A 13320-nucleotide genomic window follows, 5' to 3' on the forward strand; every position below is an offset into this window, starting at 1 on the left:
AGGGACGAACGGATGAAGGTCGGGGTCCTCGGGGCCCGGGGCAGGGTCGGCACGGCTGTCTGCCTGGCCGTCGGGGAGCAGGACGACCTCGAGCTGGTCGCCGAGGTCGACGCCGGCGACGCGTTGGAGCAGCTGGTCGAGTCCGGGGCCGAAGCGGTGGTGGACTTCACCCACCCGGACGTGGTGATGGAGAACCTCCGGTTCTGCATCGAGCACGGCATCCATGCGGTGGTCGGCACCACCGGCTTCGACGACGCCCGCTGGGACCAGCTGCGCGGCTGGCTGGCCGAGGCCCCGGGCACCGGCGTGCTGGTGGCCCCGAACTTCTCGATCGGCGCGGTGCTGATGATGCGCTTCGCGGCCGAGGCAGCGCCGTACTTCGAGTCCGTGGAGATCGTCGAGCTGCACCACCCCGACAAGGCGGACGCCCCGTCGGGCACCGCGGCCCGGACCGCCGCCCTGGTCGCGGCCGCCCGCCGCGCGGCCGGCTCGGGGCCGATCCCCGACGCCACCACGTCCGCGCTCGAGGGCGCTCGGGGTGCCGAGGTCGAGGGGATCCGCGTGCACGGGCTGCGGATCCGCGGGCTCGTCGCGCACCAGGAGGTCATCCTGGGCGGCCCCGGCGAGACGCTCACGATCCGGCACGACTCGCTCGACCGGGTCTCGTTCACGCCCGGCGTGCTGCTCGGTCTGCGCCGGATCCGCGAGTTCCCCGGCCTCACGGTCGGGCTCGAGCCGTTCCTGGACCTGGACTGATGCGGGCGCGCACCGCGCTGCTGATCGGGTTCATGCTGCTGGCGCTGGTCGTCTACGGGGTGCTGATCGGGTTCAAGGGCGTGCTGCTGCTGGGCAGCGGCAGCGTCGTGGGGGTGCTGCTCGGGCTGGCGGTGCTGGTGGTGCCGCTGCTGGGGGTGTTCGTGGTCTTCCGCGAGCTGCAGTTCGGGCAGCGCTGCGCGGTGCTGGCCGAGGAGCTCCGCGCCGAGGGCGCGCTGCCGGTCGACGACCTGCCGCGCCGGCCCTCCGGCCGGGTGGACCGGGCGGCGGCCGACGCGCACTTCGCCCGGATGCGGGCGCGCACCGAGGCGGCCCCGGACGACTGGCGCAGCTGGTTCCGGCTGGCGCTGGCCTACGACGCGGCCGGCGACCGCACCCGCGGGCGTGCCGCGGCCCGCCGGGCCCTCGAGCTGCACGGGCACTGACTCCCTATCCTGGGCCGATGAGCTCCCGCGTCCACGTGGACACCCCCGACGGGCCGATGCCGGCGTACCTCTGGGTCCCGGGGGCGGGAACAGGACCGGGCCTGCTGCTCCTGCAGGAGATCTTCGGGGTCAGCGACTACATCCAGCGGCGCGGGGCGGACCTCGCCGCCGCCGGCTACGTCGTGCTCGCCCCGAGCTCTACTGGCGGCTGGAGGAGACCCGGGTCGACGAGTCGGCGCCCGACGTCGTCGACCGGGCGATGGCGCTGGCCGGCCGGCTCGACTGGCCGACCGCGCTGGCGGACGCCGGTGCCGCGCTGCGGCACCTGCGGGGCCGCGCCGAGGTCGACGGCGGCACCGGGGTGATCGGGTTCTGCTTCGGTGGCGGCCTCGCGTTCAACCTGGCTGCCGTGGAGGATCCCGACGTGCTGGTCAGCTACTACGGCTCGGCGATCCCGGGCCTGCTCGACCTCGCGCCCCAGGTGACCTGCCGGAGCCTGCACCACTTCGGTCTGGCGGACGGCTACATCGACGCTGCGACCGTCGAGACCGTCCGGGAGAAGGTCACGGCCTCGGGGCTGACCCGCTTCGAGACCTACCCGGGCGCCGACCACGCCTTCGACAACGCCGACTTCATGCTGCACGACGCTGAGGCCTCCAGGCTCGCCTGGGACCGGACCCTGGAGTTCCTGGGGTCGCACCTGGCCGCCGGCTGAGTCTTGCAGGGTTCTGCATCGCACAAACCTGCAGGCCGCCGGCGCTTCCCCCGGTGGGGTGCCGGCCCCAGGGTGGACCGCGCGGGGCTTCACCCGCCGTCCTCCCGAAAGGCACTCGATGCGCACCACTGCAGCACTCAGCGCGGCCGCCCTCGTCGCAGCCGGACTCGCGTCCTCGCTCGGCGCCACCTCCGCGGGGGCCGCCCCGGTCGGCGGGACCCGCCAGGTCGACCCGGCCGGCGACCTCGCCCGCTCCGCGGTCGCCGCGGTCCGGTCCCACCCCCGCGCGACCGAGGTGGGTGCGGCACAGTCCTTCGACGTCACGGGCGCGCTCGTGGACCGCGACGGTGACACCCACGTCCGCATGGAGCGCGGCTACCACGGACTGCGCGTCCTGGGCGGTGACCTGGTGGTCCACCAGGCCGCCGACGGCGCCTACGAGGGCGTCAGCCTGACGCTGGACCGCACCCTGGACCTCTCCGTGACCCCGGCCGTGCCTGCTCGGTCGGCCACGGAGAAGGCGCTGGCGCCGAGCCGGGTCACCCGCTCCATCTCGGGCGAGCGGGTGGCCGGCGCGCCGGAGCTGGTCGTCGACGCGACCGGCCTGCGTCCGCGGCTCGCCTGGGCGGTGCTCACCGGCGGCACCCAGGCGGACGGCACGCCGAGCCGGCTGACGACGTACGTCGACGCCCGCACCGGCGACGTGCTGCGCACCGAGCAGCAGATCCAGACCGCCGACGGCTCCGGTCAGACGCTCTACAGCGGCACGGTGCCGCTGAGCACCACCGCGGCCTCCGGCGGCTACCAGCTCAAGGACGCCACCCGCGGTGGCACCTACACCACGGACATGGCCAACAAGTCGGACTCGATGTACTGCCAGCTGTTCGGCAGCAGGTGCGCGACCGGCACCCTGTTCACCGACGCGGACAACCTCTGGGGCACCGGCTCGAACGCGAACCGCCAGTCGGCGGCCGCGGACGCGCAGTACGGCACGAACATGACCTGGGACTACTACAAGCTCGTGCACGGCCGCGACGGCATCTTCGGCACCGGCAAGGGCTCCTACAGCCGGGTCCACTACGGCAGCGGCTACGCCAACGCGTTCTGGGACGGCACGAAGATGACCTACGGCGACGGTGACGGCGTCGACTTCGGGCCGCTGGTCTCCCTCGACGTGGCCGGTCACGAGATGAGCCACGGGGTCACCGAGAACTCCGCGGGCCTCACCTACTCCGGGGAGTCCGGCGGCCTCAACGAGTCCACCTCGGACATCTTCGGCACGCTGGTGGAGTTCTACGCCGCCAACGCCAACGACCCGGGCGACTACCTGATCGGCGAGGAGTTCGACCTCAAGAAGCACCTCGGCCTCCGCCGGATGGACAAGCCGAGCAGCGACGGCTCGTCCTATGACTGCTACACCTCCACCGTGGGCAGCGCCGACGTGCACTACTCCTCGGGGGTGGGCAACCACTTCTTCTACCTGCTGGCCGAGGGCTCGGGCGCCAAGACGATCGGCGGGGTCGCGCACAACAGCCCGACCTGCAACGGGTCCACGGTGACCGGCATCGGCCGGGACGCGGCCGGCAAGATCTGGTACCGCGCGCTGACCGTCTACATGACCTCGGGCACCAGCTACTCCGGGGCCCGGACCGCCTCGCTGAACGCCGCCCGGGACCTCTACGGCGCCGGCAGCACGCAGTACGCCGCCGTCGCCGCCGCCTGGAGCGCGGTGTCGGTGAGCTAGCGGCGACGGGCCGCCGGTGCCTCGCGCCGGCGCTCGCAGGACCCTTCCAGGGGACAGAGGGGCCGCCTCCCGTGCCGTCGGCGCGGGTGGCGGCCCCTCGCTGGATGTCGGTCGGTGCTGCCAGAATCGGCGCATGACCGCTGACGTGCCCGCCCAGTTCTCCATCGTCACGCTCGGCGTCGCCGACCTCGCCCGCTCGGCCCGGTTCTACCGCGAGCTCGGCTGGGAGCAGCGCGGCGACCTGGCGCAGGGGATCACCTGGTTCAGGACCAGCGGCAGCTGGATCGGTCTGTTCGGCTACGACGCCCTGGCCGAGGACGTGGGCACCGAGGCGGTGCCCGCCGACGAGCTGCCCGACTTCCGTGGCATCACGCTCGCGGTCAACCTGGGCTCCGAGGACGCCGTGGACCTCGCCTTCGCCCGGGTCCACGAGGCCGGCGGCCGGATCGTGAAGCCGGCCACCCGCGCCGAGTGGGGTGGCTACTCCGGCTACTTCGCCGACCCCGACGGCCACCTGTGGGAGATCGCCTACGCCCCCGGCTTCACCCTCGACGAGCAGGGCCGCCTCGAGATCCCCTGACCGGCGCCCGGCACGGGACGATCGGCCGCCCTCCGCGGCCCCGTCGAGGCCCGGCGCCGCGGGTGCGTGACCTTGGGCTCTGCTCGCTCGCCGGACGGGGACCTACCGTTGCGGTGTGGTGGAGGCACGGGACCAGGCACGGGACCAGGCAGGGCGGGTCCGGCTCCTGGTCGGCCTCCTCGCGCTGCTGGTCCTGGCACTGTCGCTGACGAGCGCCGGAGGTGCGACAGCGAGCACCTCGGCGGCCTGGACGATGAAGAGCCCGTTCAGCCGGGAGGTCGTGCGACGCGGCGACGCGGACGTCGATCCGTACCACATCGCGCACGTCCGCGAGCTGCAGTACCGCCTGAAGTGGCGGGGGCTGTTCGCCGCGACGCCGAACGGCCAGTTCGGGCCGGTCACCGAGGCGGCGGTCAAGGCCTTCCAGAAGCGCAACCACCTCGCGCCGACGGGCGTGGTCGGCTACCGCACCTGGAAGCCGCTGATCAAGCGGACGGTGCGCGGTCAGGCCGACGTGCCCGCCGGCTGCAAGAGCGCCGGATGGCACGCCTGCTACGACCGGTCGCGGCACCAGGTGAACCTCTACCACGGCGGGGACCTGCTGAACTCCTGGCTGGTGCGCGGCGGCGGCGCCACGACACAGACCCGCAAGGGCAGCTTCGTCGTCTACTACCGCGACATCGACCACGTCAGCGCGCTCTACCACGCCCCGATGCCGTACTCGCAGTTCTTCTCCGGCGGCCAGGCCCTGCACGGGTCGCGGCTGATGATGGACCCGTTCGTCGGGCACAGCCACGGGTGCGTGAACTTCTGGACCGAGGACGCCCGCCAGCTGTGGAACCTCACCTCGACCAAGAAGCTCTACGTGCGGGTCTACGGCGCCTGGTCGTGAGCTCCCCGGACGACGCACCGGAGCCGCCGCGACGGGTCGCGTGACGGCTCCGGTGCGCCCGGTCGGCGCGGGCCGACCCGGCGGGACGCTCCTGGTGGATCAGGGCTCGACGGTGACCTTGATCGCCTCGCCGTTCTTGACGATCGCGAACGCGTCGAGGACGTCCTCGAGCGGGATGTGCCGGGTGATCAGGTCCTTGACCGGCACCTGTCCGGTCGAGATGTACTCCAGCGCGCGCTTGTTGTGCTCGGGCGCCGAGCCGTTCGCGCCGTGGATGTGCAGCTGCCGGTAGTGGACCACGTTGGAGTCGCAGGTGATCGTCGGGTCGGTCTTGGGCAGACCGCCGAAGAACGAGATCCGGCCGTTGCGGGCGGCCATCGCGATGGCCTGCTCCTGCGTCACGTTGGCGGCGGTGGCGGTGATGATCACGTCGGCCCCGCGGCCGCCGGTGAGCTCCATGACCCGCTCGACGACGTCGACCTGCGAACCGTCGATGGTCTCCTCGGGCTGCACCGCGTCCGCCGACATCTTCAGCCGGTCGGCGTTCACGTCGACGAGGTAGACCGGGCCGGCCTGGTGCACGCCGCGCGCGATCCGGATGTGCATGCAGCCGATCGGCCCCGCCCCGAACACCACGACGGTGTCGCCCGGCTCGATGCCGAGCAGCTCCTGGGCGTTGATCGCGCAGGCGAACGGCTCGGCCGCCGACGCCTCGTCGTACCCGACGTTCTCGGGGATCTTGTTGAGGCCGTCGACCTTGAGCACCTCGCGCGGGACGATCATGTACTCCGCGAAGCCGCCGTCGTACTGGTAGCCGACCGAGGTCTGGTTCTGGCAGACCGCCATCCAGCCCTTCTTGCACTCGTAGCACTCACCGCACGGCACGGCCGCGATCACCTGGGCGCGGTCGCCCACCTGCCAGCTCGACCCGTAGGTGGAGTTGACGTCCCCGCCGACATCGACCACCTCGCCGGCGATCTCGTGGCCGATGGTGCGCGGGGGAGTGAGGTTCTGGTGACCGTTGTAGAAGATCTTGACGTCGGTGCCGCAGGTCGAGCAGTTCTTGACCTTGAGCTTGACCTCGTCAGGCCCGCACTCGGGCTCGGGCACGTCCTCGAGCCGGACGTCCTCGGGGGCGTAGAAGCGCAGTGCCTTCACTATCGGTCCTTTCGACGAGCGGATCGGGGGAGTGGTCGTGACTTTACCGAGCCGGCGGACTGATTACCACATAAACGGACACAGATTTTCTGCCCGAATGCTTGGCAATGTGCCCGTTCGTACGTAAGACTGCCGGATACTGCGTGACGAGGGTCACCCAGCAGACGCGAGAAGGGTTCAGATGTCTACTACCACGGAGACGGCGCCGCGCGCCGGCGCCCGCGTGCGCGTTCAGAAGTTCGGCACCTTCTTGTCGAACATGGTCCTGCCCAACATCGGTGCCTTCATCGCCTGGGGCCTGATCACCGCCCTGTTCATCGAGACGGGCTGGGTCACCCTCGTCGGCGGCTGGCTCGGCTACGACGGCGGCTACGGCTTCGTCGAGAAGCTCGGTGCCTGGGGCTCCGGTGCCGACGGCAGCGGCATCGTCGGACCGATGATCACCTACCTGCTGCCGCTGCTCATCGGCTACACCGGCGGCCGGATGACCTATGACGACAACATCCGTGGCGGCGTCGTCGGCGCGATCGCCACCATGGGCGCCATCACCGGCGCGAGCGTGCCGATGTTCCTCGGCGCGATGGTCATGGGGCCGCTCGGCGGCTGGTCGATGAAGAAGCTCGACGCCATGTGGGCGCACAAGATCCGGCCCGGCTTCGAGATGCTGATCAACAACTTCTCCGCCGGCATCTGGGGTGGCTTCCTGGCCATCATCGGCTTCGTGGTCGCCGGTCCGTTCGTGGAGGCGTTCAGCAACCTTGCCTCGAAGCTCGTCGACACCCTCGTCGCGAACAACCTGCTCCCGCTGACCTCGCTCTTCATCGAGCCGGCCAAGATCCTCTTCCTCAACAACGCGATCAACCAGGGCATCCTGACCCCGCTCGGCACCGCGGAGGCCCAGGAGGCCGGCAAGTCGATCCTCTTCCTGCTCGAGGCCAACCCCGGCCCCGGACTCGGGCTGCTGCTCGCGTTCTCCGTCTTCGGCGGCGGCATCGCCAAGGCGTCGGCCCCGGGCGCCGTGGTCATCCAGTTCGTCGGCGGCATCCACGAGATCTACTTCCCCTACGTGCTGATGAAGCCGGTCCTGGTGCTGGCCGTGATCGCCGGCGGCATGACCGGGGTCGCCACCAACGTCGCCTTCGACTCCGGGCTGCGCTCGCCGGCCTCGCCCGGCTCGATCATCGCGGTCTGGGCGTCGGCGCCGCCGAGCAGCCTGCTCGGGGTGACCGTGTCGGTGCTGGCGGCGGCGGCGGTCAGCTTCGCGGTGGCCTCGTTCCTGCTCAGGATCGACCCGACCCGCGGCGAGGGCGACCTGGCCGCGGCGACCGCCGACATGGAGGCCCGCAAGGGCAAGGCGTCGATCGCCTCCAGCACCCTCGCGGGTGCCGGTGCCCGGAGCTCGGGTCACCAGGGTCCGATCCACTCCATCGTCTTCGCCTGCGACGCCGGGATGGGCTCCTCCGCGATGGGCGCCTCGGTGCTGCGCCGCAAGGTGCAGGGCGCGGGCTTCGACGACGTCACCGTGGTGAACAAGGCGATCTCCAGCCTCTCCGACGAGTGGGACCTCGTGGTGACCCACCGCGACCTGACCACCCGTGCGGAGCAGCGCACCGGGTCCGCCCTGCACGTGTCGGTGGACAACTTCATGAACAGCCCGCGCTACGACGAGATCGTGGAGCTGCTGCGCAGCACGAACGCCGAGGAGGGCCAGCACGCAGCCGCCTCCCCGGCTGTCCCCGAGCGGGCAGCCGCGGCGGGTGCCGGGTCCGGGGTGGCCACCGAGCAGTCGGTGCTGGCCGAGAGTGCGATCCTGCTCCGGGGGACGGCGACCAACCGTGACGAGGCCATCACCGAGGCGGGCGAGCTGCTGGTGCGCTGCGGGGCGGTCGAGGCCGACTACGTGCCCGCGATGCACGAGCGGGAGAAGTCCGTGTCCACCTACATGGGCAACCTGCTCGCCATCCCGCACGGCACCAACGAGGCGAAGTCGGGGATCCACCACACCGCGATCTCGTTCGTGCGCTACCCCGACGGCCTGGACTGGAACGGTTCGCAGGTGGAGTTCGTCATCGGCATCGCCGGTGCCGGCGACGACCACATGAAGCTGCTCGGGCCGATCGCGCACACCTTCCTCGACGAGTCCCAGGTGGCTCGGCTGCGCGAGGCCGGCACGACGGGAGACGTCCAGGCGATCCTCGGTCGCCTCGAGCCCTGAGCGCCCTGCCGCGTCGCAGCACGCGCGCCACGGGAGAACAGCAGCACCCGGCCGGCCGGTCCCGCACCACGGGGCCGGCCGGCCGCCGTTCGCGGTGGGTCGACGCCGGGTGCGGCTCAGAGCAGCCGGACGAGCGCAGCCGCGACGGCGGCGAGGACCACCACCACCAGGAACGGCGCCCGCAGGAGCAGGGCCACGACGGCCACCGCCAGGCCGACCAGCCGGGCGTCGAGCACCAGCGTCGCTCCGGAGGCGAGCACCTGGACGGCGACCAGGGCGGAGAGCAGCGCCACCGGCATCAGGTCGGCGACCCGGGCCACCAGCGGACGGTCCAGGACCGCGCGCGGGACGGAGAGGCCGGCGAGCTTGAGCAGGTAGCAGCCCGCCGCGGTCGACAGCACCGCCGCCCAGATCACGACGGCTCCCCGCTCCGGCGTACCGAGAGGACGCCGGCCAGCAGCGCCACCCCGGCCGAGGCCAGCACCGGGACGCCGGCCGCGGTGGACGGGACCAGGACGAGCGCGACGGCGACGGCGAGCACGGCCACGACCTGGTGCTCCCGTACTCCCAGCCGGGGCCACAGCAGCGCCAGGAACGCCGCACCGACCGCCGCGTCGAGCCCGTAGGCCCGCGGGTCGCCGAGCGCCTCGCCGGCCAGCGCCCCGCCGAAGGTGGCCAGGTTCCAGAGCACGAAGACGGCGACGCCGGTGCCGAGGAAGCCGGTGCGCACGGCCGCCCGACCCTCGCGGTTGACCGCCATCGCGGTCGACTCGTCGATCACCAGGTGCGCGGCCGCCGCGCGTCGCCAGCCGGACCAGCCCAGCGCCGGTGCCAGGCGGAGGCCGTAGAGGGTGTTGCGGGTGCCCAGCATCAACGCCGTGGCCGCCCCGGACAGGGGCGCACCCCCTGCGGCGATCACGCCGACGAGCGCGAACTGCGAGGCGCCGGTGAAGACCAGCAGGGAGAGCAGGCAGGTCTGCAGCACGCTCAGGCCCGCGGCGACGCCGACCGCTCCGAAGGAGATGCCGTAGGCGCCGGTGGCGGCGCCGACGGCGAGCGCGTCACGCAGGATGCCGTTGCGTTCGGCGGCGGGCAGGTCGTCGGAGGGCACGGACGCCGACTCTACGGAACAGCGCGGCGCGCCGGGGTGCCTGGTTCGACGGCGGACGCCGGTCCGGGGAGGCCGGCGAGGGGATCAGTGCGGCCGGTGCCGCAGCCCCACCGGGCGGGAGCGCGAGGGCGCGGCGGACGGCTCGTGGAGCAGCGCCAGCACCGCCAGGGCTCCGACGGCGACGCCGAGTGCCGCTCCGGCGCTGGTCAGCATCTGCAGAGGGAGGGTGAGGGTCAGCCAGGCGCCGAGGCCGGCGAACAACAGCACCGCGGTCGAGGCGACGACCGCGCGGTACAACTTCGGGAGTGGGCCCAGCACGTCATGCTCCTTGCCTGTGGTCAGGCTGGAGGGCCGCCCCCGTCTTGAGCCGCCCGCACGCCTGCGTCCTCGTGACGAGAACGATCGGCGTGAGCAGACTGGTGCCCGGATCGTGAGACGTTCAAACCTGCGAGGCGTCGAGCCCGCTCAGGTCGGTGTGCAGCCGCACCTGCTTGACCCGCACGCTGCCGTCCCCGGTGAGGTCCAGCTCCCGGTGCGCGCCGTCCGGCGCCCACCCGGCCTCGGCCAGGAAGCCTCGTCGTACGTCGTCGGTGCTGGGCAGCCAGGTGACGGCGCGCTCGAAGCGGTCGGCGCGCAGCGTCTCGGCGCACGCCTGGACCAGCCGGGAGCCGTGGCCCTGACGGGTGTGGTCGGGGTCCACGCTGAGCTCGAGGATCTCGCCGTCAGCCACCGGGTCGGTGTCCGGGTCGGAGGCGGGGCCGGTCACCGCGAACCCGCGGACGGTCGCGCGCTCGAGCGCCACCAGCACCCTGTTGCGCGCGTCCTTGGGACGGGCCAGCGACGCCTCCCAGGCGGCGGCGAAGTCGGCCGGGTCCATCGACGCGAGCACCTCGGCGGGCAGGGTCGCGGCGTACTCGCTGCGCCAGGCCTTGACCTGCACGGCGGCGATCGCGGCGGCGTCCTCGCCCCAGGCGACCCGGACGGAGACGTCGGCGGAGGGGTTGCTCATGCGCCGATCCTCTCAGCCGCCGCCCTCGTGTTACAGCCGGGCCGCAGGAGTGCCGCGAAACTGTCACATCGCGGTATGCTCGGACGCATGTACGGCAACGACTTCACCGCACCCGGGACCCAGACCGCCACGGCGTCGGCGGCGGAGCCGGACCTCGAGGACTTCCAGCGGATCATCGACGCCGACAGCCGGGTCGAGCCGCGCGACCGGATGCCGGAGGGCTACCGCAAGACGCTCGTGCGACAGATCGCGCAGCACGCGCACAGCGAGATCATCGGCATGCAGCCCGAGGGGGCCTGGATCTCCCGGGCGCCCAGCCTGCGGCGCAAGGCGATCCTGATGGCGAAGGTGCAGGACGAGGCCGGCCACGGGCTCTACCTGTACGCCGCGGCCGAGACGCTCGGCGCGGACCGGGCCGAGCTGCTGGACATGCTGCACGACGGCCGGCAGAAGTACTCCTCGATCTTCAACTACCCGACGCTGACCTGGGCCGACATCGGCACCATCGGCTGGCTCGTCGACGGCGCCGCGATCGTCAACCAGGTGCCGCTGTGCCGGTGCTCCTACGGGCCCTACGCCCGCGCGATGATCCGGGTCTGCAAGGAGGAGTCGTTCCACCAGCGGCAGGGCTTCGAGATCCTGCACACGCTCTCGCACGGCACCGAGGCCCAGAAGGCGATGGCGCAGGACGCTGTCGACAGGTGGTGGTGGCCGAGCCTGATGATGTTCGGCCCCTCCGACGACCAGTCGCCGAACAGCGCGCAGTCGATGGCCTGGGGCATCAAGAGGTTCAGCAACGACGAGCTGCGGCAGCGCTTCGTGGACATGACCGTCCCGCAGGCCGAGGCGCTCGGACTGACCCTGCCCGACCCCGACCTCGCCTGGAACGAGGAGCGCGGCCACTACGACTTCGGCGAGATCGACTTCAGCGAGCTCTTCGAGGTGATCAAGGGCAACGGCCCCTGCAACGCCGAGCGGATGGCGCACCGGGTCCGCGCCCACGAGCAGGGCGCCTGGGCGCGTGACGCCGCGGTCGCCTATGCCGACAAGCACGCCGCCCGCCGGGCGGAGGCCGTGGCATGAGTGAGCAGCCCCCGTCCCCGGGCCGCCGCGAGTGGCCGTTGTGGGAGGTGTTCGTGCGCAGCCGCCGCGGGCTCAACCACGTCCACGTCGGCTCGCTGCACGCCTCCGACGCCGAGATGGCGCTGCGCAACGCCCGCGACGTCTACACCCGCCGGCAGGAGGGCGTCTCGATCTGGGTGGTGCCCGCCGCGGAGATCACCGCCACCAGCCCCGACGAGAAGGACTCGTTCTTCGAGCCCGCCGGCGACAAGGTCTACCGGCACCCGACCTTCTACCACGTCCCGGACGGGGTGGAGCACCTGTGAGCACGGCACCGGCGGCCGCCTCCCCGGTGGCCGGCTACGCGATCGCCCTGGGCGACGACGCGCTCGTCGCGGCGCAGCGCCTGGGGGAGTGGATCGCCGCCGCGCCGCAGATCGAGGAGGACGTGGCGCTGGGCAACATCGCACTGGACCTGCTCGGGCAGGCCCGGTCGCTGCTGAGCTACGCCGGGTCGCTGCTCGAGCCGCCGCGCTCGGAGGACGACCTGGCCTACTGGCGCGACGCCGGCGAGCTGCGCAACGTCCAGCTCGTGGAGCGGCCGTGGACCCTCGACCCGGCCGCGGACCCGGAGGACCGGGACTTCGGGGTCGCCGTGGTCCGGCTGCTGCTGCTCGCGACGTACCAGCACGAGCTCTACCGACGGCTGCAGGACGGCGCCGACCCGACCCTGGCCGCGGTGGCCGCCAAGGCGGTCAAGGAGGTCGACTACCACCGCGACCACGCCACCTTGTGGGTGCTGCGGCTCGGCGACGGCACCGAGGAGTCGCACCGGCGGGTGCAGCACGCGCTGGACGCCGAGTGGCCCTACCTCGAGGAGCTGTTCGCGCCGCTGCCCGACGATCTCTCCGACCTGGTCGGGGCGCGGGTCGCGGTCGACCCCGCCGAGCTGCGCGAGCCGGTGACGGCCTCGCTGACCGCGGTGCTGGCCGAGGCGACGCTTATCGTGCCCCACGACCCGGGCCATGCGGTGGGTGCCGGCCGCCGCGGCGAGCACACCCCGGCGCTGCACCGGCTCCTCGAGGACCTGCAGGTCGTGGCCCGTGCCCACCCGGGGGCGACGTGGTGACCACGCTCGCCCGCCAGGACGCCTGGACGATCGCGGCCGGGGTCGCGGACCCCGAGATCCCGGTCGTCTCGATCGAGGACCTCGGCATCCTGCGCGAGGTCCGGGTCGGCCCGGACGGCCACGTGCAGGTGGTCATCACGCCGACGTACTCCGGCTGCCCGGCGATGGAGGCGATCCGCGCCGACGTGCTCGCCGCCTTCGAGCGCGCCGGCCACACCGACGTCGAGGTGCAGCTGGTGCTGGCCCCGGCCTGGACCACCGACTGGATCACCGAGACCGGCCGCCGCCGGCTCGAGGAGTTCGGGATCGCGCCGCCGGTGCGTGGTGCCGCCGCGGGCCGGGAGGGGAGCGCGCCGGTGTCGCTGACGCTGGCCGTCCGGTGCCCGCAGTGCGGCTCCCCGGAGACCCGCGAGCTGAGCCACTTCGGCTCGACCGCCTGCAAGTCGCTGTGGGTGTGCACCGCCTGCAAGGAGCCCTTCGACCACTTCAAGCCCCTCTAGGACGAG

General features: G+C 72.5%; 15 protein-coding genes and 1 pseudogene. 11 read left to right on the forward strand and 5 right to left on the reverse strand.

Features of this window, described 5'->3' with window-relative positions:
• Window positions 1-12 precede the first annotated feature (12 nt).
• The 6 genes and pseudogenes from dapB (at window position 13) to H9L09_RS17265 (ending at window position 5130) form a co-directional block, all read left to right on the forward strand.
• The gene (gene dapB, locus H9L09_RS17240) at window positions 13-756 is read left to right on the forward strand and encodes a 4-hydroxy-tetrahydrodipicolinate reductase (RefSeq protein ID WP_187580966.1); all 744 of its coding nucleotides are present in this window, start codon (window positions 13-15) and stop codon (window positions 754-756) included.
• Complete coding sequence (locus tag H9L09_RS17245) at window positions 756-1199, forward strand: hypothetical protein (protein ID WP_187578058.1); 444 nt, start codon at window positions 756-758, stop codon at window positions 1197-1199. The genes dapB and H9L09_RS17245 overlap by 1 nt, the downstream gene beginning before the upstream one ends.
• Before the next feature lie 56 nt (window positions 1200-1255).
• A pseudogene (locus tag H9L09_RS17250) lies at window positions 1256-1914 on the forward strand (dienelactone hydrolase family protein).
• A 118-nt stretch (window positions 1915-2032) separates the two neighbouring features.
• Window positions 2033-3658, forward strand: a complete 1626-nt coding sequence (locus H9L09_RS17255; RefSeq protein ID WP_187578059.1) for a M4 family metallopeptidase — start codon at window positions 2033-2035, stop codon at window positions 3656-3658.
• Window positions 3659-3791: 133 nt separating this feature from the next.
• A complete protein-coding gene (locus H9L09_RS17260; RefSeq protein ID WP_187578060.1) occupies window positions 3792-4238 on the forward strand; it encodes a VOC family protein in 447 nt (148 codons plus the stop codon).
• A gap of 115 nt (window positions 4239-4353) precedes the next feature.
• Entirely contained in the window at window positions 4354-5130 is a 777-nt protein-coding gene (locus H9L09_RS17265) for a L,D-transpeptidase family protein (RefSeq protein ID WP_187578061.1), read from the forward strand.
• A gap of 99 nt (window positions 5131-5229) precedes the next feature.
• On the opposite strand, the gene H9L09_RS17270 is transcribed toward H9L09_RS17265, so the two are convergent.
• On the reverse strand, window positions 5230-6288 hold the full coding sequence (locus tag H9L09_RS17270; protein ID WP_187578062.1) for a zinc-dependent dehydrogenase: 1059 nt from the start codon (window positions 6286-6288) through the stop codon (window positions 5230-5232).
• Between the two features lie 181 nt (window positions 6289-6469).
• Here H9L09_RS17270 and H9L09_RS17275 point away from each other — a divergent pair, with 181 nt between their 5' ends.
• Window positions 6470-8503 (forward strand): PTS mannitol transporter subunit IICBA, encoded by a 2034-nt coding sequence (locus H9L09_RS17275; RefSeq protein ID WP_187578063.1) that lies wholly within the window; start codon window positions 6470-6472, stop codon window positions 8501-8503.
• Between the two features lie 116 nt (window positions 8504-8619).
• Here H9L09_RS17275 and H9L09_RS17280 read toward each other — a convergent pair whose 3' ends face one another.
• From H9L09_RS17280 to H9L09_RS17295, 4 genes are all read right to left on the reverse strand, one after another.
• A complete protein-coding gene (locus H9L09_RS17280) occupies window positions 8620-8919 on the reverse strand; it encodes an AzlD domain-containing protein (protein ID WP_187578064.1) in 300 nt (99 codons plus the stop codon).
• Window positions 8916-9614 carry an AzlC family ABC transporter permease gene (locus tag H9L09_RS17285; RefSeq protein ID WP_187578065.1) on the reverse strand — a complete coding sequence of 233 codons (699 nt, stop codon included), beginning with the start codon at window positions 9612-9614 and terminating at the stop codon, window positions 8916-8918. The genes H9L09_RS17280 and H9L09_RS17285 overlap by 4 nt, the downstream gene beginning before the upstream one ends.
• Before the next feature lie 84 nt (window positions 9615-9698).
• Window positions 9699-9932 carry a hypothetical protein gene (locus H9L09_RS17290; protein WP_187578066.1) on the reverse strand — a complete coding sequence of 78 codons (234 nt, stop codon included), beginning with the start codon at window positions 9930-9932 and terminating at the stop codon, window positions 9699-9701.
• A gap of 121 nt (window positions 9933-10053) precedes the next feature.
• The gene (locus H9L09_RS17295) at window positions 10054-10623 is read right to left on the reverse strand and encodes a GNAT family N-acetyltransferase (RefSeq protein ID WP_187578067.1); all 570 of its coding nucleotides are present in this window, start codon (window positions 10621-10623) and stop codon (window positions 10054-10056) included.
• Between the two features lie 87 nt (window positions 10624-10710).
• Between H9L09_RS17295 and paaA the strand changes: the two genes are divergently transcribed.
• The 4 genes from paaA to paaD are packed head-to-tail and all read left to right on the forward strand — an operon-like array spanning window position 10711 to window position 13314.
• Complete coding sequence (gene paaA / locus H9L09_RS17300) at window positions 10711-11706, forward strand: 1,2-phenylacetyl-CoA epoxidase subunit PaaA (protein ID WP_187578068.1); 996 nt, start codon at window positions 10711-10713, stop codon at window positions 11704-11706.
• Window positions 11703-12011, forward strand: a complete 309-nt coding sequence (gene paaB / locus H9L09_RS17305) for a 1,2-phenylacetyl-CoA epoxidase subunit PaaB (protein ID WP_187578069.1) — start codon at window positions 11703-11705, stop codon at window positions 12009-12011. The genes paaA and paaB overlap by 4 nt, the downstream gene beginning before the upstream one ends.
• Window positions 12008-12814, forward strand: a complete 807-nt coding sequence (gene paaC, locus H9L09_RS17310) for a 1,2-phenylacetyl-CoA epoxidase subunit PaaC (RefSeq protein WP_187578070.1) — start codon at window positions 12008-12010, stop codon at window positions 12812-12814. Before paaB ends, paaC begins: the two co-directional genes overlap by 4 nt.
• On the forward strand, window positions 12811-13314 hold the full coding sequence (gene paaD, locus H9L09_RS17315) for a 1,2-phenylacetyl-CoA epoxidase subunit PaaD (RefSeq protein ID WP_223164104.1): 504 nt from the start codon (window positions 12811-12813) through the stop codon (window positions 13312-13314). Before paaC ends, paaD begins: the two co-directional genes overlap by 4 nt.
• Window positions 13315-13320: the final 6 nt, after the last annotated feature.

It is taken from the genome of Nocardioides mesophilus (assembly GCF_014395785.1).
Classification (GTDB): Bacteria; Actinomycetota; Actinomycetes; order Propionibacteriales; family Nocardioidaceae; genus Nocardioides_B; species Nocardioides_B mesophilus.